The organism is Pseudomonas sp. 2hn (assembly GCF_019646095.1).
Taxonomy (GTDB): domain Bacteria; phylum Pseudomonadota; class Gammaproteobacteria; order Pseudomonadales; family Pseudomonadaceae; genus Aquipseudomonas; species Aquipseudomonas peradeniyensis.
Genome location: NZ_CP081016.1, coordinates 1003230 through 1022424, shown reverse-complemented (window position 1 = coordinate 1022424; position 19195 = coordinate 1003230). Strand labels below are relative to the sequence as shown.

General features: G+C 63.9%; 15 protein-coding genes. 11 read left to right on the top strand and 4 right to left on the bottom strand.

Annotated elements, in window-relative coordinates; translation table 11 throughout:
* Positions 1-656: 656 nt before the first annotated feature.
* Together K2O50_RS04745 and K2O50_RS04740 are read right to left on the bottom strand one after the other, a co-directional pair.
* Positions 657-2012, bottom strand: coding sequence for an amino acid permease (locus K2O50_RS04745; protein ID WP_028689633.1), 1356 nt, complete (start codon positions 2010-2012; stop codon positions 657-659).
* A 210-nt stretch (positions 2013-2222) separates the two neighbouring features.
* Positions 2223-3164, bottom strand: a complete 942-nt coding sequence (locus tag K2O50_RS04740; RefSeq protein ID WP_050704075.1) for an AEC family transporter — start codon at positions 3162-3164, stop codon at positions 2223-2225.
* A gap of 190 nt (positions 3165-3354) precedes the next feature.
* Here K2O50_RS04740 and K2O50_RS04735 point away from each other — a divergent pair, with 190 nt between their 5' ends.
* Together K2O50_RS04735 and K2O50_RS04730 are read left to right on the top strand one after the other, a co-directional pair.
* Entirely contained in the window at positions 3355-4989 is a 1635-nt protein-coding gene (locus K2O50_RS04735; RefSeq protein ID WP_050704074.1) for a hypothetical protein, read from the top strand.
* A gap of 14 nt (positions 4990-5003) precedes the next feature.
* Complete coding sequence (locus K2O50_RS04730; RefSeq protein ID WP_050704073.1) at positions 5004-5192, top strand: hypothetical protein; 189 nt, start codon at positions 5004-5006, stop codon at positions 5190-5192.
* A 163-nt stretch (positions 5193-5355) separates the two neighbouring features.
* Here K2O50_RS04730 and K2O50_RS04725 read toward each other — a convergent pair whose 3' ends face one another.
* A complete protein-coding gene (locus K2O50_RS04725; RefSeq protein ID WP_028689629.1) occupies positions 5356-5916 on the bottom strand; it encodes a response regulator transcription factor in 561 nt (186 codons plus the stop codon).
* The gene (locus K2O50_RS04720) at positions 5913-7172 is read right to left on the bottom strand and encodes an ATP-binding protein (RefSeq protein WP_050704072.1); all 1260 of its coding nucleotides are present in this window, start codon (positions 7170-7172) and stop codon (positions 5913-5915) included. The genes K2O50_RS04725 and K2O50_RS04720 overlap by 4 nt, the downstream gene beginning before the upstream one ends.
* 201 nt (positions 7173-7373) lie before the next feature.
* Here K2O50_RS04720 and K2O50_RS04715 point away from each other — a divergent pair, with 201 nt between their 5' ends.
* From K2O50_RS04715 to K2O50_RS04675, 9 genes are all read left to right on the top strand, one after another.
* Complete coding sequence (locus K2O50_RS04715; RefSeq protein ID WP_050704071.1) at positions 7374-8096, top strand: SIMPL domain-containing protein; 723 nt, start codon at positions 7374-7376, stop codon at positions 8094-8096.
* A gap of 311 nt (positions 8097-8407) precedes the next feature.
* Complete coding sequence (locus tag K2O50_RS04710; protein ID WP_050704070.1) at positions 8408-10033, top strand: ABC transporter substrate-binding protein; 1626 nt, start codon at positions 8408-8410, stop codon at positions 10031-10033.
* Between the two features lie 212 nt (positions 10034-10245).
* Positions 10246-11838 (top strand): ABC transporter substrate-binding protein, encoded by a 1593-nt coding sequence (locus tag K2O50_RS04705; protein WP_050704069.1) that lies wholly within the window; start codon positions 10246-10248, stop codon positions 11836-11838.
* A 157-nt stretch (positions 11839-11995) separates the two neighbouring features.
* Positions 11996-13375: an OprD family porin gene (locus tag K2O50_RS04700; protein WP_050704068.1), complete on the top strand. Its 1380-nt coding sequence runs from the start codon at positions 11996-11998 to the stop codon at positions 13373-13375.
* A 72-nt stretch (positions 13376-13447) separates the two neighbouring features.
* Entirely contained in the window at positions 13448-15043 is a 1596-nt protein-coding gene (locus K2O50_RS04695; RefSeq protein ID WP_050704067.1) for an ABC transporter substrate-binding protein, read from the top strand.
* 77 nt (positions 15044-15120) lie between these two features.
* Entirely contained in the window at positions 15121-16131 is a 1011-nt protein-coding gene (locus tag K2O50_RS04690; RefSeq protein ID WP_028689623.1) for an ABC transporter permease subunit, read from the top strand.
* Between the two features lie 10 nt (positions 16132-16141).
* The gene (locus tag K2O50_RS04685) at positions 16142-17068 is read left to right on the top strand and encodes an ABC transporter permease subunit (RefSeq protein WP_046854276.1); all 927 of its coding nucleotides are present in this window, start codon (positions 16142-16144) and stop codon (positions 17066-17068) included.
* Between the two features lie 10 nt (positions 17069-17078).
* Positions 17079-18047, top strand: a complete 969-nt coding sequence (locus K2O50_RS04680) for an ABC transporter ATP-binding protein (RefSeq protein WP_028689621.1) — start codon at positions 17079-17081, stop codon at positions 18045-18047.
* Positions 18047-19015 (top strand): peptide ABC transporter ATP-binding protein, encoded by a 969-nt coding sequence (locus K2O50_RS04675; RefSeq protein ID WP_050704066.1) that lies wholly within the window; start codon positions 18047-18049, stop codon positions 19013-19015. The genes K2O50_RS04680 and K2O50_RS04675 overlap by 1 nt, the downstream gene beginning before the upstream one ends.
* The last annotated feature ends 180 nt before the right edge of the window (positions 19016-19195 follow it).

Below are 19195 nucleotides of genomic sequence, written 5' to 3'. Positions count from 1 at the left end.
GTCGACATCGTAAATGAATGCGCTTGCACCTGTAGAAACCCGCGCCGACCGATTTTGACTTTGACTTTGACTTTGACTTTGACTTTGACTTTGACTTTGACTTTGACTTTCAGAGCGTGTGTTTTGAAAGTTATATGCGCATTCATTTGCGATGGCGACGTATAGTCACCTTTCCGCCCTTACGGCGGGTCCCTTTTTGAAGGATCAAAAAGGAACCAAAAAATCCTCGCTCCATTCATCCGGCCCCTACGCTTCGCTCCGGGGTCCCCTCGCTCCGTTCTTGCTCCCGGGAGGACCGCGCTGAACGCCCCATCCTGGGGCGCAGCGCTTGACGGGCATCCATGCCCGTCACCTCCCTTCGCAAGAACTCCGCTCGGCCTCCTGAAGTCGCAATTGGCGTCGCCTGAACTATCGCGCACTTAGAAGCAACAGCAAGATCAAGATCAAGATCAAGATCAAGATCAAGATCAAGATCAAGATCAAGATCAAGATCACGATCACGAGATGCGAAGTTGGAGGTTAGATCATTGGCAATGTGTTAACTGCCTGCGATGGCAACCGAGAGATTGAAAACAAACTTGAAGGACCATAATACGCCATCCAAGCCTGCTCGGTTTCAGGACGCCATGAACATCCCGAAACCGAACTAGATAAAATCAGGCCTGCCGCGCTTTCTTGATCCGGAATGCCACCCACAACACAGCAATCCACGCCGGAATCAACATCACCGAAATACGAATCGGCGGCGTCAGGTACATCACCACCAGGATCAACACGATGAACGCCAGGCACAGGTAGTTGGTCAGCGGATGCCCCAGGCTCCGGTAGAACGGCTGGATACCCGCCGCCAGCTTGGCCTTGCGGAACTTCAGGTGGGTAATGCTGATGCTCGCCCAGTTGATCACCAGTGCCGACACCGCCAGAGCCATGAGCAGACCGAAGGCCTCGCCCGGCATCAGGTAGTTGATCACCACGCACAGACCAGTGGCGAAGGCCGACACGCCCAGCGCGGTGAGCGGCACGCCACGACGGCTGACCTTGAGCAGCTGGCGCGGCGCGTCACCCTGCGTGGCCAGGCCGAACAGCATGCGACTGTTGGCGTACACACAGCTGTTGTAGACCGACAGCGCGGCGGTCAGCACCACAACGTTGAGGATCGTCGCAACCAGGTCGCTGTCCAGCTCGTGGAAGATCATCACGAACGGACTGCCACCCTGCACCACCTTCTGCCACGGATACAGCGACAGCAGCACGGCCAGCGCGCCGATGTAGAAGATCAGGATGCGATAGACCACCTGGTTGGTGGCCTTCGGGATGCTCTCACGCGGGTTGGCCGCCTCGGCGGCGGTGATGCCCACCAGCTCCAGGCCACCAAAGGAGAACATGATCACCGCCAGGGCCATGATCAGCCCGGTGACACCATTGGGGAAGAAGCCACCGTACTGCCAAAGGTTGGCGACGCTGGCATCCGGCCCACCGTGGCCACTGGTCAGCAGCCAGGCGCCGAAGCCGATCATGCTGACGATCGCCACCACCTTGACCAGGGCGAACCAGAACTCCATTTCGCCGTACACCTTCACCTGGGTCAGGTTGATCGCGTTGATCACCACGAAGAAGATCGCCGCCGTGGCCCAGGTGGGGAAGTCCGGCCACCAGTACTGCACATAGATGCCCACCGCGGTGAGCTCGGCCATGCCGACCAGCACGTAGACCACCCAGTAGTTCCAGCCCGAGACGAAACCGGCGAACTCGCTCCAGTACTGGTGGGCGAAATGGCTGAAGCTGCCGGCGACCGGCTCCTCGACCACCATCTCGCCCAGCTGGCGCATGATCAGGAAGGCCATCAGGCCGGCGATGGCGTAGCCCAGCAACACCGACGGGCCGGCCAGCTGGATGGTCTGGGCGATGCCCAGGAACAGCCCGGTGCCGATGGCCCCGCCCAGCGCGATCAGCTGGATATGGCGATTCTTCAGCCCGCGCTGCAAGCGCTCGGGCGTGCTCTGGTCTTGCATGAAGTGTCCTTTAGGTGAGGCAGTGTTATTGGTTTTGCTTGCAACTGGACGAGTGTGGTGTTTTACAAATACGGCCAATAAGTCGCGAGCGATTTTTGTGCTCAGGCAAGGCGTCGCGACGAGTCGTAGCCCAGCTACGGCGAGGAGCGACAACGCCGCATGAGCGCAAAAAGCGCCGCGAATTATGGTCGTTATTTGTGAAACACCACACTAAATCCATCCACCCCATTGCAAGAAGAAAATCCCGATGTTCGTGGTGACGGCGGCCATCAGCGTGGTGATCACGATGATCGATGCCGCCAGCTCATGGTTACCGTTGGCCTCCCGCGCCATCACATAACTGGCCGCCGCGGTGGGGCTGCCGATGTAAAGGAACAGAATGCCAAGCTCCGCACCGCGAAAACCGCACAACCAGGCGCCAAGCGTTCCCAGCACCGGCAGCCAGACCATCTTCACCAGGCTGACGTCGATGGCCAACCGGCCACTGTCGCGCAGCGCCGCCAGTGACAGGGTGCCGCCGATGCAGATCAGCGCCAGCGGCAAGGTCATCTGCGCCAGGTAGTCCCCCGAGGTCAGCAGCCAGTTGGGCAGCGGCACCTGGCCATACGCCATGGGCGTGGCCACCAGCACGCTGATGATCAACGGGTTGCTGAGGATGCTCTTGCAGATGCTCCACGGGTCGGACTTCAGGTCCGGGCTGTACACCGCCAGGACCACCGCCGACAGCGAGTTGTACATGAGGATCACCAACCCGGCCAGCACCGCGCCGAGGGATATACCGTAGTCGCCATACAGGCTGGCCGCCAGTGCCAGGCCGATCACGCCGTTGTTGCCGCGAAACGCGCCCTGCGTGTAGACGCCCCGGTCCGCCCGCGGGCAGCGCCAGATCGCCAGGCCCCAGGCCAGGCCGAAACACGCCAGTGTCGCGACCACGAAGTAGAGGATCACCCCAGGCTTCACCGCCGACGCCAGATCGGCGTGGTAGATGCCGAGGAACAGCAGCGCTGGCATGCACACGTTGAACACCAGCTTCGAGGCGACCCGGTTGAAGTTGTCGTCGATCAAGCGGATGCGCTTGAGCAGCACGCCCATGAACAGCATGGCGAACACAGGGGCCGTGATGTTCAGTGTCTGGATGAGAAGGGCAAGCATGCAACGTGTTCCCGGGAAATACCGTCAGGGGCGCCATCATACGTGAGTGCCGGGGGAGTTGCGCCCGCCACAGCAGCCAGATACCCGCACAAAGAGGTCTTGACGTAGGAATTTTCCTGAATATAGTACGGATTACTGTATATGCATACAGTATAAAAATGGATTATCCGGACATTGCAAGGAGCAAATCATGTCAGGAATGCACACAATGCCTGCGGCCGCGAAGGCCCAGGCAACGCTGGTGGTCGCCGACCTCGAGCAACTGTTCGAGGAACAGGGCGTCGCCCTGCCCGGCAGCGACAGCCATCTGGTGCTGGTCATGCATGGCCATCACACCGTCAAGTACCACCGCCTTGCGCCGCCACCGGCGCGCGGCCCATCCGCACGGCGCGGACCGGAGCTGTTCTTCGAAGGCGGCGAACACACCGCCATCGGCGACAACACCCTGCTGCGCTTTGAAGCAGGTCAACCGGGTATCCCCGCCCACCAGTCGCCGCTGCCGTTGCCCAACGGCCTGAGCCTGACCTATGGCCAGGTGATTGCCCTGGGCGGCGACTTCTACGGCTTGCCCGAGCGCCCGATCGCCGATGGCGCCAACGACGCCGAGCGGATCGAACGCTTCACCCAGGCCTTCGACTCCCTGGCGCGCCTGCCGGCGGCCAAGGCGGAAGCCGAACAGATCCTTGCGGTCATGCAGGAAGAAATCGGCGCCGCCAACCAGGCCATCAAGGACGGCCGCCAGCCCCACGAGGCCTATGACGCGCTGGGTGACAGCCTGTCGGCGCGCTGGAACCGCATCACCGGTGGCGGCAGCTTCGCCTCCGACCTATTTCCCCTGGGCCGCTACCTGAAACTGGCCGCCAGCAACTGGGATCACTTCGGCCCCTGGGCGCTGGCGGCCTACCAGGCCGGCCACGCCGCCGCCCTGCAGCAGGCGCTGAAAGCCCGCGCCAGCGGCGAGGAGCGCGACCTGCAACTGGCCTACGCGATGAACGCCTTCGCCGACCACTTCCTCACCGACCTGTTCTCCGCCGGCCACCTGCGGGTGCCGCGCAAGGCCCTGGCCGATACCGTCACGCCGAGTGACGTCGGCTCGCTGATCTCGCGCTTCATGCACGACGAGGACAGCAAGTACGGCCTGGCCGTGCGTAATGCCGAAGGCGAGCAATGGCGCGCCTACGGCGACAAGCGCTACTTCGACAGCGTCGATGTGGCCAACCGTCGCCAGGTGGGCCGCGCCGTGCAACGCTCGGCCGACGAGGTGTTCCAGGCCTTCGCCGAAGGTCGCGCGCCGGCGGCGAAGGACTTCGCGGCGCTGCGCCTGGCGCCCGACCTGCGGGCCGCCGAGCAGGACCTGGTGCCCGGCAACTTCGCCCCGCTGTACTTCCAGGACGGCAAGACCGTGCTGCGGCGCAAGGATGTCAACGACCTCAACGATCGCAACCGCATCGGCGACTGGTGGGGCTGGAGCACCTACCTGCTGCTCAAGGACTACAAGCCGAACAAGCCCACCGGCTTCATCGATGCCCCGGCTGCCTCGCCGGCGATCACCGGCTGGGAGCGCCGCGAGCCCGATGGCCTGAACTGGCAGCGGGGCAACGCGGTGCGCTACGCCTTCAGCATCACCGACCAGCTCAACGAGTCGTATATCGGCCCGTGGAGCGCCTATGTCGAGTTGACCGACCAGTTCCACCCGAGCGTGCAGGTGCCAGCGGACGGCAAGCAGCGCGGGCGCAATCTGTTCCGCCAGTTCCGCGGCGGTTCACCGGAACTGATCGCCAGCCTGGACGGCAAGACCACGCTCTATATCGATCGCAACGCGTGACAAGGAGGTTACCGATGACTATCAAGATCAAACTGGAACTGGCTTCGGGCCAGTCGATGGAAGGCATGCCGCTGGAGTTGCTGCGTGCTGGCAAGGTAATTGGCCGGGCGAAAGTGCCGGCAGGGGGACAGGTGGCGTTCGAGGCCCCATCGGGGGCTGGGCAGCTGGCGGTGCGGGTTGACCGCTCGGGGGTGAAAGCCTGATAGAAGGCGGGGGCCTCTCATCGGGCCATGCGCAATCCCTGTAGGAGCGGCCTTGCGCCGCGAAAGGGCCGCAAGGCGGCCCCGGCGGTTTCAGCGTTCCACCGAGATCGGGGCTGCTGCGCAGCCCTTTCGCGGCGCAAGGCCGCTCCTACAGGAATGTGCGTCAGCGCCGCACCGGGCGCTTCTGCAACTTGCGCTGCAGCGTGCGCCGGTGCATGCCCAGCGCCCGCGCCGTGGCGGAAATGTTGCCTTCGTGCTCGCTCAGTACCCGCTGGATATGCTCCCACTGCAGGCGATCCACCGACATCGGGTTTTCCGGCACCAGGGTGTCCAGGTCGGTGTGCTCCGAGAGCAGCGCCGCCAGCACATCGTCGGCGTCCGCCGGCTTGCACAGGTAGTTGCAGGCTCCGCGCTTGACCGCCTCGACCGCCGTGGCGATGCTCGAGTAGCCGGTCAGGATCACCACCCGCATCTCCGGGTCCAGCTCCAGCAGCTTGGGCAGCAGCACCAGGCCAGAGTCGCCTTCCATCTTCAGGTCCAGCGTGGCGTAGTCCGGCAGGTCCTGCTCGGCCAGCTTCAGGCCTTCCTCGGCGGAACCCGCAGTGCTCACGCGGAACCCGCGACGGGCCATGGCTCGGGCCATCACCCGGGTAAAGGTGGCGTCGTCATCCACCAGCAGCAGGTGCGGCAGTTCTTCGCCTTCGACCTGGTTTTCTTCGCTCATCTTGCATCTCCTCGCTTGCCATGGGGCAGGCGCAATTCGGTCAGGGTGCCACCCTGCTCATGACTATAGAGTTTCACCGAACCGCCCGCACGCGTCACGCTGGCCTTGCTCAAGAACAGGCCCAGGCCGAAGCCTTTGCCCTTGGTGGTAATGAAGGGTTTGCCGATCGCCTCGGCGATGGCCGGCGGCACGCCGGGGCCATGGTCGCGGATGCTGATGACGATGTCCTGGGCGTCCCAGTCCAGGCGCACCTCCAGGTCGTCCGGGCAGGCATCGGCGGCGTTGTTCAACAGGTTCAGCAGCGCCTGGGTCAGGTCCGGCGGCGGTGTCAGCCGCGGCACCACGCCATCGCGCAGGCGCTGGAAGCGATAGCTGGCCTCCGGACGCATCAGGTGCCAGCGGTTGAGCGCCTCGTCCAGCCAGGCGGTGACATCCTGCTCGACGATCGCCAGGCGCCGGTTGGCCTCGGCGGCGCGCACCAGTTGCTGCAAGGTTTCCTTGCACAGTTTGACCTGGTCCTGAAGGATCTGCAGGTCTTCCTGCAACAGGGGGTCGGCATGATCCTGACGCATCTCGTTGAGCAGCACGCTCATGGTCGCCAGCGGCGTGCCCAGCTCATGGGCGGCGCCAGCGGCCTGGGTGGCCACGGCCAGCAGTTGCTCGTCGCGCAGGCTCTCCTCGCGCCGCTCGGCACGCAGGTTCTCCTGCCGACGCAGCTCCTCGGCCATGCGCGCGGCGAAGAAGGTGATCACCCCGGCAGCCAGGGCAATGCTCAGCCACATGCCGTAGACCTGCATGGTGTCACGCGCCAGCGGCAGCGTTTCCAACGGGTAGTACTGCACCAGCAGCAAGCTGTAGGCCACCAGGGCGATGCCCGAGAGCACCAGCGAGTAGATCCATGGCAGCGTCACTGCGGCGATCGCCAGCGGCACCAGGTAATAAGAGACGAAGGGGTTGGTCGAACCGCCCGAGTAATAAAGCAGGGCGCTGTGGATCAGCAGATCGCAGGCCAGCTGCAGGGCGTATTCGAGCTCGGTGACCGGCAGCGACAAGCGCAGGCGCAGGGCGGTGAACGCGCACAGCAGCGACGACAGCGCCAGCGTCACCGCCAGCGAGAACCACGGCAACGGCAGCAGCTCGGTCCAGTAGGCCACGCCCACGGAGCCGGCCTGGGCCGCCAGCACGAGAATGCGGATGAAGGTCAGGCGCCAGAGGTTCTGGCGTGTAGCGGACAACGGTTGTGCGACGGCGAGCATGAGCTCTCCCAATGAGTGCTCCAGGAAAATCGGCTGGAGTATACCGAAGCCGGGCGCCTCGCTGCAGCGATGCGGCAAAGCGCCACAGTTTGTCACAGACTCATGATGGCATTTTTGAACCCACTACACTGTTGCCGGTCTGATCGGCCATGCGTGGAACGGATGTCCTCATCCACGCCTTACCTTGCCAAGGAGCTCCACATGCACATTTCCCGTCGCGGCGCCGCCGCCGTTGCCCTGTCCTGCGGCATGCTCGCCAGCCTGCCGGCCCTGGCGGCCGATGAGCCTCGCTACAACCAGGTGTCGCTGCGCGCCGAAGTCAGCAAGGAAGTGGCGCGCGACCTGATGGTCGTGACGCTGTACAGCGAAGCCCAGAACAGCGACCCGGGCAAGCTCGCCAAGGAGATCACCGAGACCATGAACAAGGCCGTGCAGCAGGCCCGCCAGGTCAAGGATGTGAAGATCAGCCAGGGCAGCCGCAACAGCTACCCGATCTACGACACCAAGGGCCAGAAGATCACCGGCTGGCGCGAGCGCGCCGAGCTGCGCCTGGAAGGCGCCGACTTCCCGGCCCTGTCCAAGCTCACCGGCGAGCTGCTGCAGGATCTGAAAATGGGCGGCATGGACTTCTCCATCGCCCCGGCCACGCGCAAGTCCAATGAGGACGAGCTGCTCAAGGACGCCGTCGCCGCCTTCAAGGCCCGCGCCCAGCTGGCCACCGAGGCCCTCGGCGGCAAAGGCTACAAGGTGGTCAGCCTGAACCTCAACAGCAGCGGCTACCCACGTCCGTACCTGCGTAGCGCACCGATGGCGATGATGGCCAAGGGCGCCGCCGACGAGGCCGCACCGGCACCGGATATCGAGGCGGGCACCAGCGAAGTCAGCATGAGTGCCGATGGCCTGATCGAAGTCCAGGTCCCCTGAACCCTCCAACTGGATGTCCGAGTCGCGTAAAGCGTCTCGGACAGCAGTTTCAGACCTTTCCTACGCACCAAACGGGTGCGTCTGCTTGTCACATAAAGGGCGAAATATCTTGTAATTTTCGCCCTTTTCTCCCGCGCAAACGATCAACATTCGCCAAAGTTATATGGATGCGACATCCATGTACGTCCGTACCACTATTTTGGCGCCAACCATCCCGCTGAGTGTTGCATTGGGAACACCCCCTGCATAAGTATCCGCAGGTCGGCTCACGAGGCCGCCTCAATTCGAAAAATGACAACAATGAGGCCACCATGCTCAAACACGCAGTCATTCCGTTCCTGGTTGGCGCAGGCTTGCTAGCCGGCGCACCGTTCGCCCACGCCGCGACCAATCTGGTGTTCTGCTCCGAAGGCAGCCCGGCCGGTTTCGACCCTGGCCAGTACACCACCGGGACCGACTTTGACGCCTCCGCCGAAACCATGTTCAACCGCCTGACCCAGTTCGAGCGCGGCGGTACCAAGGTCATTCCGGGCCTGGCTACCCAATGGGAGGTTTCCGATGACGGCAAGACCTACACCTTCCACCTGCGCGAAGGCGTGAAGTTCCATACCACCGAGTACTTCAAGCCAACCCGTGCGTTCAACGCCGATGACGTGCTGTTCACCTTCAACCGCATGCTCGACAAGGACCACCCCTTCCGCAAGGCCTACCCCACCGAATTCCCGTACTTCACCGACATGGGCATGGACAAGAACATCGCCAAGCTCGAGAAGGTCGACGAGCACACCGTGAAGTTCACCCTCAACGACGTCGACGCCGCGTTCATCCAGAACCTGGCCATGAGCTTCGCCTCGATCCAGTCCGCCGAGTACGCCGATCAGTTGCTCAAGCAGGGCAAGGCCGCCGATATCAACCAGAAGCCGATCGGCACCGGCCCGTTCGTGTTCAGCAAGTACCAGAAGGACGCGCAGATCCGCTACAAGGGCAACAAGGACTACTGGAAGCCCGAAGACGTCAAGATCGACAACCTGATCTTCGCCATCAGCACCGACGCCTCGGTGCGCATGCAGAAGCTCAAGAAGAACGAATGCCAGGTCACCCTGTTCCCGCGCCCGGCCGACATCAAGCCGCTGCAGGAAGACAAGAAGCTGCAGATGCCTGAACAGGCCGGCTTCAACCTCGGCTACATCGCCTACAACGTGATGGACAAGGTCAAGGGCAGCAACGACGCCAACCCGCTGTCGCAACTCAAGGTGCGCGAAGCGCTGGACATGGCCGTCAACAAGCAGCAGATCATCGAGTCGGTGTACCAGGGCGCCGGCCAGCTGGCGGTCAACGCCATGCCGCCGACCCAGTGGTCCTACGACACCACGATCAAGGACGCCAAGTACGATCCTGAGAAAGCCAAGCAGCTGCTCAAGGAGGCCGGCGTCAAGGAAGGCACCGAGATCACCCTGTGGGCCATGCCCGTGCAGCGCCCGTACAACCCCAACGCCAAGCTGATGGCCGAAATGCTCCAGTCCGACTGGGCCAAGGTCGGCATCAAGGCCAAGATCGTCAGCTACGAATGGGGCGAGTACATCAAGCGTTCCAAGGGCGGCGAGCAAGGTGCCATGCTGATCGGCTGGAGCGGCGACAACGGTGACCCGGACAACTGGCTCGGCACCCTGTACAGCTGCGACGCCATGAGCGGCAACAACTTCTCCAAGTGGTGCTTCAAGCCCTACGACGACCTGATCAAGCAGGCCAAGGCCACCCCCGACCAGGCCAAGCGCACCGAGCTGTACAAGCAGGCGCAACACATCCTCAAGGAGCAGGTGCCGATCACCCCGATCGCCCACTCCACCGTGTATCAGCCAATGAGCACGTCCGTGAAGGACTTCAAGATCAGCCCCTTCGGCCTGAACTCCTTCTACGGGGTCAGCGTGAGCAAGTAACGGCCGTGATCGTCCCGCCGGGCTTGCCGGCGGGACGATGACACGACCGGGCGATACGTAGGGCAATTCCCTCACGCTCGCCGGAACGCTCCCGCACCCAAATCAGTAGCGAACCCTGGCTCCCACATTCTGGCGCACCTATCGTCAGGACCGGGATGTTGCAGCCGCGTTTTGCCTGTCGCGGCCCGAAAAAGACGGACAAAGGATCTGCCATGCGCCTGACCACACTGTGTTCCACCCTGCTTGCCCTCGGCCTGCTGAGCCAGGCACCGACGAGCCTCGCCAACAACCTGGTGTTCTGCTCCGAGGGCAGCCCGGCGGGCTTCGACACCGCACAGTACACCGCGGCCACCGACAACGACGCCGCCGAGCCGATCTACAACCGCCTGGTCGAGTTCGAGCGTGGCGGCACCGCCGTGCAGCCGGGCCTGGCCACCGACTGGCAGGTGTCCGAGGACGGCCTGAAGTACACCTTCCACCTGCGCCCCGGGGTGAAGTTCCATGCCAACAAGGACTTCAAGCCCACCCGCGACTTCAACGCCGACGACGTGCTGTTCACCTTCAACCGCATGCTCGACAAGAACCATCCCTTCCGCCAGGCCTACCCCACCGAGTTCCCGTACTTCATCAGCATGGGCCTGGACAAGAACATCGCCAAGGTCGAGAAGACCGACCCGCTGACCGTGGTCTTCACCCTCAACAAGGTCGACGCCGCGTTCCTGCAGAACATCGCCATGGCCTTCGCCTCGATCCTCTCCGCCGAGTATGCCGAGCACCTGCTGGCCGGCGGCAAGGCCAGCGACATCAACCAGAAGCCCATCGGCACCGGCCCGTTCGTGTTCCAGCGCTACCAGAAGGATTCGCAGATCCGCTTCAAGGGCAACAAGGACTACTGGGCGCCGGACCGGGTGAAGATCGACAACCTGGTGTTCTCCATCAACGTCGACCCGTCGGTGCGCATCCAGAAGCTGCGCCGCAACGAGTGCCAGATCACCCTGCATCCACGCCCGGCCGACCTACCAGCGCTCAAGGGCGACGGCAAGCTGCAGGTGATGACCCAGCCCGGCTTCAACCTCGGCTACATCGCCTACAACACCCAGCACCCGCCGTTCGACCGGCTGGAAGTGCGTCAGGCCATGGACATGGCGGTGAACAAGAAAGCCATCATCGAGGCGGTCTACCAGGACGCCGGCCAAGCCGCGTCGAACGCCATGCCGCCGACCCAGTGGTCCTACGACAAGTCGATCAAGGACGCGCCCTTCGATCCTGAAAAAGCCAAGCAGCTGCTCAAGCAGGCCGGGGTCAAGGAAGGCACCGAGATCACCCTGTGGGCCATGCCGGTGCAGCGCCCCTACAACCCCAATGCCAAGCTGATGGCCGAAATGCTCCAGTCCGACTGGAGCAAGCTCGGCTTCAAGGTGCGCATCGTCAGCTACGAGTGGGGTGAATACCTCAAGCGCATGAAGAACGGCGAGCACGATATCGCCCTGATCGGCTGGACCGGCGACAACGGCGACCCGGACAACTGGCTGGGCACGCTGTTCAGTTGCGACGCCATCGGCAGCAACAACTACTCGCTGTGGTGCGACACGCAGTACGACGCCCTGGTCAAGAAAGCCAAGCAGGTCACCGATCGCGACCAGCGCACCAGCCTCTACGAACAAGCCCAGCAACGCCTCAAGCAACAGGTGCCGATCACCCCGGTCGCGCACTCCACGGTCAACCAGCCGCTGAGCATCAGCGTGAAAGACTTCAAGGTCAGCCCCTTCGGACGCAACGTTTTCTCCGGCGTCAGCATCGATTGACCCTGTATCGCCCGGCCGGGGGTGCGACCCACTCCCGCGTCCGCGTGCAGCCCGGATTTGCCTGGCAACCCCAAGGCAGACACTGCAGTACCGCGTCACCGTGACAAGCCCGGCCCACGAGGTCGGGTGATAACTAAAAAAATATCAGGGAGCTTTCATGTTGATTCGTACCACCACCACCGCACTGGCCTTGTCCGTGGGCGCCTTCTGCGCCCTCGCCCAGGCCGAACCGATGAGCCAGGACTTCGTGCCGATCGCGCTCAAGTCCAGCAGTGAGCAGGCCGAGGCCAAGGGCTTCATCGATGGCCAGAGCCTGTCTGGCAGCACCCGCAACTGGTACGCCCGCGAACGCGCCACCCGCGCGCCGCTGTGGAAGTACACCAAGAGCGACGGCAGCCGCCACGACACCCACAGCCGTGACAACTGGGTCCAGGGCACCATCCTCAACTACAGTTCGGGCTTCACCGAAGGCACCGTGGGCTTCGCCGTCGAGGCCGCGGCCTACAACGCCATCGCCCTCGAGCAGGGCCGCGCCGCCGTGGCCGGCCCGAACAACCGTACGCTGACCCACAGCGACGGCGATCCGATCGGCCAGTGGAGCAAGATGGGCCTGGGCAACGTCAAGGCGCGCATCTCCAACACCACGCTGACCGTGGGCCGCCAGTCGGTGGACACGCCGATGATCGCCTATATCGGCAACCGTGCGCTGCCTTCGAGCTTCCAGGGCGCGTTCCTGCACAGCGCCGAGTTCGAGAACCTGTCGTTCGACGTGGGTACCTTCGACCGCGTCTCGCCGCGTACCGAGCAGAGCCTGAGCAAGTTCCGCAGCGAATACGGCAACGGCAGGGAAACCGACCGCGCCAGCACCGTCGGCATCAACTACCAGCCGCTCAAGAGCCTGACCACCAGCCTCTACGCCACCAAGGTCGAGGACTTCTGGAACCAGTACTACTTCGGCGCCAACCACGTGCTGGGTGACAGCGCGGTGCTGAGCCTGACCACCGGTCTGAACTACTACAAGACCGTGGACGAAGGCAGCAAGAAGATGGGCGAGATCGACAACGACACCTACAGCCTGTCGTTCGGCCTGACCCACCAGGCCCACACCCTCACCGCCTCCTGGCAGCAGGTCAACGGCAACGAGTACTTCGACTACCTGCACGAAACCAACGGCATCTACCTGGCCAACTCCCTGCTGTCGGACTTCAACGGCCCGAACGAAAAATCCCTGCAGATCAGCTATGTGCTGAACATGGCGCCGTATGGCGTGCCGGGCCTGAAGTTCAACGTCTACAACGCCCGCGGCTGGGACATCGACGGTACCCACTACAAGGGCACCGCCTATGACGTCCGTGGCCAGGACGGCGAGAACCACTACGAGTGGGGCATCGGCACCAGCTACGCGGTACAGAGCGGCATGCTGAAGGACACCACCATCCGCGCCACCTATACCGCCCACCGTGCGAGCAAGGCACAGAGCGACGGCAGCCTCGACGAGTTCCGCGTCGTCACCACCATTCCGTTCAACATCCTCTGACCGTTGGCGCCACGGCCCGACTCCCCACGGGCCGTGGCGGCTACGCTGGAACTAGCACTGCAGGGAGGTTCCATGAAAATGCTACCGCTACGTGCTGCCTTGGCAGCCGTCATCCTGGGCGCCGCATCGAATCTGGCGGCCAAGCCGCTGGTGGTGTGCACCGAAGCCAGCCCGGAAGGCTTCGACATCGTCCAGTACACCACCGCCGTCACCGCCGACGCCACGGCCGAGGCCATCTTCAACCGCCTGGTCGACTTCAAGCCCGGCACCACCGAGATCCAGCCGGCCCTGGCCACGAGCTGGGAAGTCAGCCCCGACGGGCTGGTGTATACCTTCCATCTGCGCGAAGGCGTCAAGTTCCACACCACCGACTACTTCACCCCGACCCGCGACTTCAACGCCGATGACGTGCTGTGGAGCCTGAACCGCCAGCTGAAGAAAGACCACCCGTGGCACGACAAGACCAGCGTCGGCTACCCCTATTTCGAGAGCATGGCCTTCAAGGACCTGCTCAAGTCGGTCGAGAAGACCGACGACCACACCGTGGTGATCACCCTGACCCGCCCGGAAGCGCCCTTCCTGCGCGACCTGGCCATGGCCTTCACCTCGATCTACTCCGCCGAGTACGGCGACCAGCTGCTCAAGACCGGCAAGACCTCCGACCTCAACAGCAAGCCGGTCGGCACCGGCCCGTTCGTGTTCCAGCGCTACAGCAAGGATGCCCAGGTTCGCTACAAGGCCAACCCGGACTACTTCCGCGGCAAGCCGCCGGCCGACGGGCTGATCTTCGCCATCGCCACCGACAGCAACGTGCGCCTGCAGAAACTGCGCGCCAACGAGTGCCAGATCGCCCTGTATCCCAAGCCTGACGACGTGCCGGGCATCAAGACCGATCCGAAACTCAAGGTCGCCGAGATCGAGGCGCTGGTCACCGGCTACATCTCGATGAACACCCAGCACAAGTACCTGAGCGACGTGCGCGTGCGCAAGGCGATCAACATGGCCTTCGACCGCCAGACCCACGTCGACCAGCTGTTCGGCAAGGGCAACGCGCTGCCGGGCGTCAACCCGTACCCGCCGACCATGATCGGCTACAACACCGACAACAAGAACCCGCCCCACGACCTCGACAAGGCCCGCGCCCTGCTCAAGGAAGCCGGCGTGCCGGAAGGCACGGTGATCACCCTGTTCACCCGCAACGGCGGCGGCCCGACCAACCCCAACCCCCGCCTGTCGGCCGAAATGCTCCAGTCCGACCTGGCCAAGATCGGCATCAAGCTCGACATCCGCGTGATGGAATGGGCCGAGATGCTGCGTCGCGCCAAGAAGGGCGAGGCCGACCTGGTGTCGGCGGGCTGGGCCGGCGACAACGGCGACCCGGACAACTTCCTCACGCCGATGCTCAGCTGCGATGCGGTCAAGAGCGGCGAGAACTATGCACGCTGGTGCAACCAGAAATTCCAGGACCTGATCACCCGCGCCCGCGAAGTGATCGACAACGACGAACGCGCCAAGCTCTATAACGAGGCTTTGGCGGTGTACGATGAAGACCAGCCGTGGATCAGCATGGCCCACCCGAAAATGTTCACCGCCATGCGCGAGAACGTCGAAGGCTATGTGATCAACCCACTGACCAACAACAACTTCGCCACCACCAAGGTGAAGTAGAACAACAACAGCCGCCGGACCTTGTGCAAGAGGCCCCGGCGGCACTGCCGTTACCGGCTGATGAGGTACCCCTGACAATGTTGAGTTTTATTGCCCGACGCCTGGGTCTGCTGATCCCGACGTTCTTCGGTATCACCCTGCTGACCTTCGCGCTCATACGCCTGATCCCCGGCGACCCGGTCGAAGTGATGATGGGCGAACGCCGGGTCGACCCCGAAATGCACGCCCAGGCCATGGAGCGCCTGGGCCTGAACAAGCCGCTGCCGGCCCAGTACCTGGACTATGTCGGCAAGCTCGCCCAGGGCGACCTCGGCGAATCCCTGCGCACCCGTGAAAGCGTATGGAACGAATTCCTCACCCTGTTCCCGGCAACGCTGGAGCTGGCCATGGCCGCCCTGCTGTTCGCCGGGGTCATCGGCCTGCTGGCCGGGGTGATCGCCGCGCTCAAGCGCGGCTCGCTGTTCGACCACGGGGTGATGGGCATCTCGCTGGCCGGCTACTCGATGCCGATCTTCTGGTGGGGCCTGATCCTGATCATGTTCTTCTCGGTAAGCCTGGGCTGGACGCCGGTCTCCGGGCGCATCGACCTGCTCTACGACATCGAGCCGAAAACCGGCTTCATGCTCATCGACACCCTGCTCAGCGACGAGGAAGGCGCGTTCAAGGACGCGGTGATGCACCTGATCCTGCCGGCCATCGTGCTGGGTACCATCCCGCTGGCGGTGATCGCCCGCATGACCCGTTCGTCGATGCTCGAAGTGCTGCGCGAGGACTACATCCGTACCGCCCGCGCCAAGGGCCTGTCGCCGTCGCGCGTGGTGTTCATCCACGGCCTGCGCAACGCGCTGATCCCGGTACTGACCGTGTTCGGGCTGCAGGTCGGCACGCTGCTGGCCGGCGCCGTGCTCACCGAAACCATCTTCTCCTGGCCGGGCATCGGCAAATGGCTGATCGAGGCCATCGGTGCCCGTGACTACCCCGTGGTCCAGAACGGCATCCTGTTGATCGCCTGCCTGGTGATCCTGGTCAACTTCGTCGTGGACATCCTCTACGGCCTGGCCAACCCACGCATCCGTCATCAGCGCTGAGGACTCCGCCATGACCAGCCCGATTCCGAAATCCGTCACCCCGCCCAGCGTGGTTGACCAAAGCTTGCTCTACCCCTCGCCGTACAAAGAGTTCTGGCAGGCCTTCTCGCGCAACAAGGGCGCGGTGGCCGGCCTGGCCTTCATGTGCCTAGTGGTGTTCTGCGCCCTGTTCGCCCCCTGGGTCGCGCCGCACAATCCCAGCGAGCAGTACCGCGATTTCCTGCTCACCCCGCCGGTGTGGCTCGAAGGCGGCACCTGGCAGTTCATCCTCGGCACCGACGAACTGGGCCGCGACCTGCTCTCGCGCCTGATCCAGGGCGCCCGCCTGTCGCTGCTGATCGGCCTGTCGTCGGTGGTGATGTCGCTGATACCGGGTATCCTGCTGGGCCTGCTGGCCGGCTTCTTCCCGCAGATCCTCGGCCCCTCGATCATGCGCCTGATGGACGTGATGCTGGCCCTGCCGTCGCTGCTGCTGGCCGTGGCCATCGTCGCCATCCTCGGCCCTGGCCTGATCAACACGGTGATCGCCATCGCCATCGTCTCGCTGCCCTCCTACGTGCGCCTGACCCGCGCCGCGGTGATGGGCGAGCTGAACCGCGACTACGTCACCGCCGCGCGCCTGGCCGGCGCCGGCCTGCCACGCCTGATGTTCGTCACCGTGCTGCCCAACTGCATGGCGCCGCTGATCGTCCAGGCCACCCTGAGCTTCTCCTCGGCGATCCTCGACGCCGCCGCCCTGGGCTTCCTCGGCCTCGGCGTCCAGCCACCGACCCCCGAGTGGGGCACCATGCTGGCCTCGGCCCGCGACTACATCGAGCGCGCCTGGTGGGTGGTGAGCCTGCCTGGCCTGACCATCCTGCTCAGTGTGCTGGCAATCAACCTGATGGGCGACGGCCTGCGCGACGCGCTGGACCCGAAACTCAAGAACGCCGCCTGAGGAGAACGCCATGTCACTGTTGCAGATCAACAACCTGAACGTGCGCTTCGGCGACGCCAATGCCGTGCCCGTGGTGGACGGACTCGAGCTGAGCGTGGACGCCGGCGAGATCCTCGCCATCGTCGGCGAGTCCGGCTCCGGCAAGTCGGTCACCATGATGGCCCTGATGGGCCTGATCGACGCCCCCGGGCGCATCACCGCCGACGTGCTCAATTTCGACGGCATCGACATGCTCAAGCTCAGCGGCCGTCAGCGCCGCAAGGTGGTGGGCAAGGACATCGCCATGGTCTTCCAGGACCCGATGACCGCGCTCAACCCCAGCTACACCGTGGGCTACCAGATCGAGGAAGTGCTGCGCCAGCACCTTGGCCTGAAAGGCAAGGCCGCGCGCCAGCGTGCCCTGGAACTGCTGAAGAAGGTCGAGATCCCGGCCGCCGAAAGCCGCCTGGACGCCTACCCGCACCAGCTGTCCGGCGGCATGAGCCAGCGCGTGGCAATCGCCATGGCCATCGCCGGCGAACCGAAGCTGCTGATCGCCGACGAACCGACCACGGCCCTGGACGTGACCATCCAGGCGCAGATCATGGAGCTGCTGGTCAACCTGCAGAAAGAGCGCAACATGGCGCTCATTCTCATCACCCACGACCTGGCCGTGGTCGCCGAGACCGCCAAGCGCGTGTGCGTGATGTACGCGGGCCAGGCCGTCGAAGTCGGCCAGGTGCCGGAGCTGTTCGACATCCCCGCCCACCCGTACAGCGAAGCGCTGCTGGCGGCCATCCCCGAGCACAGCATCGGCGCCGAGCGCCTGGCCACCCTGCCCGGCATCGTCCCCGGCCGCTATGACCGTCCGCAGGGCTGCCTGCTGTCGCCGCGCTGCCCCTATGTGCAGGAAAACTGCCGCCGGCAGCGCCCGGCCCTCGATCCCCAGGCCCACAGCCTGGTGCGTTGCTTCTATCCGCTGAACCAGGAGGTGGCGTGATGGCCGTCGTTCTTTCCGCTCGTGAGCTGACCCGCCACTACGAAGTCTCCCGCGGCATGTTCAAGGGCCATGCGCTGGTCCGCGCGCTCAATGGCGTGTCGTTCGAACTGGAGGCCGGCAAGACCCTGGCCGTGGTCGGTGAGTCCGGCTGCGGCAAGTCGACCCTGGCCCGGGCCCTGACCCTGATCGAGGAACCCTCCTCCGGCTCGCTGCAGATCGCCGGCCATGAGGTCAAGGGCGCCAGCAAGGACCAGCGCAAGCAACTGCGCCGCGACGTGCAGATGGTGTTCCAGAGCCCCTACGCCTCGCTCAATCCACGGCAGAAGATCGGCGACCAGCTCGCCGAGCCGCTGCTGATCAACACCTCGTTGAGCAAGACCGAGCGCCGCGAGAAAGTGCAGAAGATGATGGAGCAGGTGGGCCTGCGCCCCGAGCACTACCAGCGCTACCCGCACATGTTCTCCGGCGGCCAGCGCCAGCGTATCGCCCTGGCCCGGGCGATGATGCTGCAACCCAAGGTGCTGGTGGCCGACGAGCCGACCTCGGCCCTAGACGTGTCGATCCAGGCTCAGGTGCTGAACCTGTTCATGGACCTGCAGAAGGAGTTCAACACCGCCTACGTGTTCATCTCCCACAACCTGGCGGTGGTACGCCATGTGGCCGACCAAGTGCTGGTGATGTACCTGGGGCGGCCGGCGGAGATGGGGCCGAAGGAGGATATCTACGACAAGCCGCTGCACCCGTACACGCAGGCGCTGTTGTCGGCGACCCCGGCGATCCATCCGGATCCGCTGAAGCCGAAGATCCGCATTGCCGGTGAGCTTCCCAACCCGTTGAATCCGCCGGATGGCTGCGCGTTCCACAAACGCTGCCCGTATGCCACCGAGCGTTGCGCGAAGGAAGTGCCGGCGTTGCGGCAGGTGAGTACGCGGCAGGTGGCTTGCCACTATGCCGAGCAGTTCCTCTAGATAGCTGGGGCTGCTTCGCAGCCCTTTCGCGGCACAAGGCCGCTCCTACAGGGGAACGCAACCGCCTGTAGGAGCGGCCTTGTGCCGCGAAAGGGCCGCAAAGCGGCCCCAGTGATCTCAATGCATAAAGAACCAGATCAGGATGATCACCGGAATCGGCACCCCAATCATCCACAGCAG

What these genes read in the sequence shown, in the direction of transcription:
- K2O50_RS04735 (WP_050704074.1), top strand. Translation starts at nt 3,355, where the DNA reads ATGTCAGGAATGCACACAATGCCTGCGGCCGCGAAGGCCCAGGCAACG.
- K2O50_RS04690 (WP_028689623.1), top strand. Translation starts at nt 15,121, where the DNA reads ATGTTGAGTTTTATTGCCCGACGCCTGGGTCTGCTGATCCCGACGTTC.
- K2O50_RS04675 (WP_050704066.1), top strand. Translation starts at nt 18,047, where the DNA reads ATGGCCGTCGTTCTTTCCGCTCGTGAGCTGACCCGCCACTACGAAGTC.
- K2O50_RS04710 (WP_050704070.1), top strand. Translation starts at nt 8,408, where the DNA reads ATGCTCAAACACGCAGTCATTCCGTTCCTGGTTGGCGCAGGCTTGCTA.
- K2O50_RS04680 (WP_028689621.1), top strand. Translation starts at nt 17,079, where the DNA reads ATGTCACTGTTGCAGATCAACAACCTGAACGTGCGCTTCGGCGACGCC.
- K2O50_RS04720 (WP_050704072.1), bottom strand. Translation starts at nt 7,172, where the DNA reads ATGCTCGCCGTCGCACAACCGTTGTCCGCTACACGCCAGAACCTCTGG.
- K2O50_RS04715 (WP_050704071.1), top strand. Translation starts at nt 7,374, where the DNA reads ATGCACATTTCCCGTCGCGGCGCCGCCGCCGTTGCCCTGTCCTGCGGC.
- K2O50_RS04725 (WP_028689629.1), bottom strand. Translation starts at nt 5,916, where the DNA reads ATGAGCGAAGAAAACCAGGTCGAAGGCGAAGAACTGCCGCACCTGCTG.
- K2O50_RS04700 (WP_050704068.1), top strand. Translation starts at nt 11,996, where the DNA reads ATGTTGATTCGTACCACCACCACCGCACTGGCCTTGTCCGTGGGCGCC.
- K2O50_RS04685 (WP_046854276.1), top strand. Translation starts at nt 16,142, where the DNA reads ATGACCAGCCCGATTCCGAAATCCGTCACCCCGCCCAGCGTGGTTGAC.
- K2O50_RS04745 (WP_028689633.1), bottom strand. Translation starts at nt 2,012, where the DNA reads ATGCAAGACCAGAGCACGCCCGAGCGCTTGCAGCGCGGGCTGAAGAAT.
- K2O50_RS04705 (WP_050704069.1), top strand. Translation starts at nt 10,246, where the DNA reads ATGCGCCTGACCACACTGTGTTCCACCCTGCTTGCCCTCGGCCTGCTG.
- K2O50_RS04740 (WP_050704075.1), bottom strand. Translation starts at nt 3,164, where the DNA reads ATGCTTGCCCTTCTCATCCAGACACTGAACATCACGGCCCCTGTGTTC.
- K2O50_RS04730 (WP_050704073.1), top strand. Translation starts at nt 5,004, where the DNA reads ATGACTATCAAGATCAAACTGGAACTGGCTTCGGGCCAGTCGATGGAA.
- K2O50_RS04695 (WP_050704067.1), top strand. Translation starts at nt 13,448, where the DNA reads ATGAAAATGCTACCGCTACGTGCTGCCTTGGCAGCCGTCATCCTGGGC.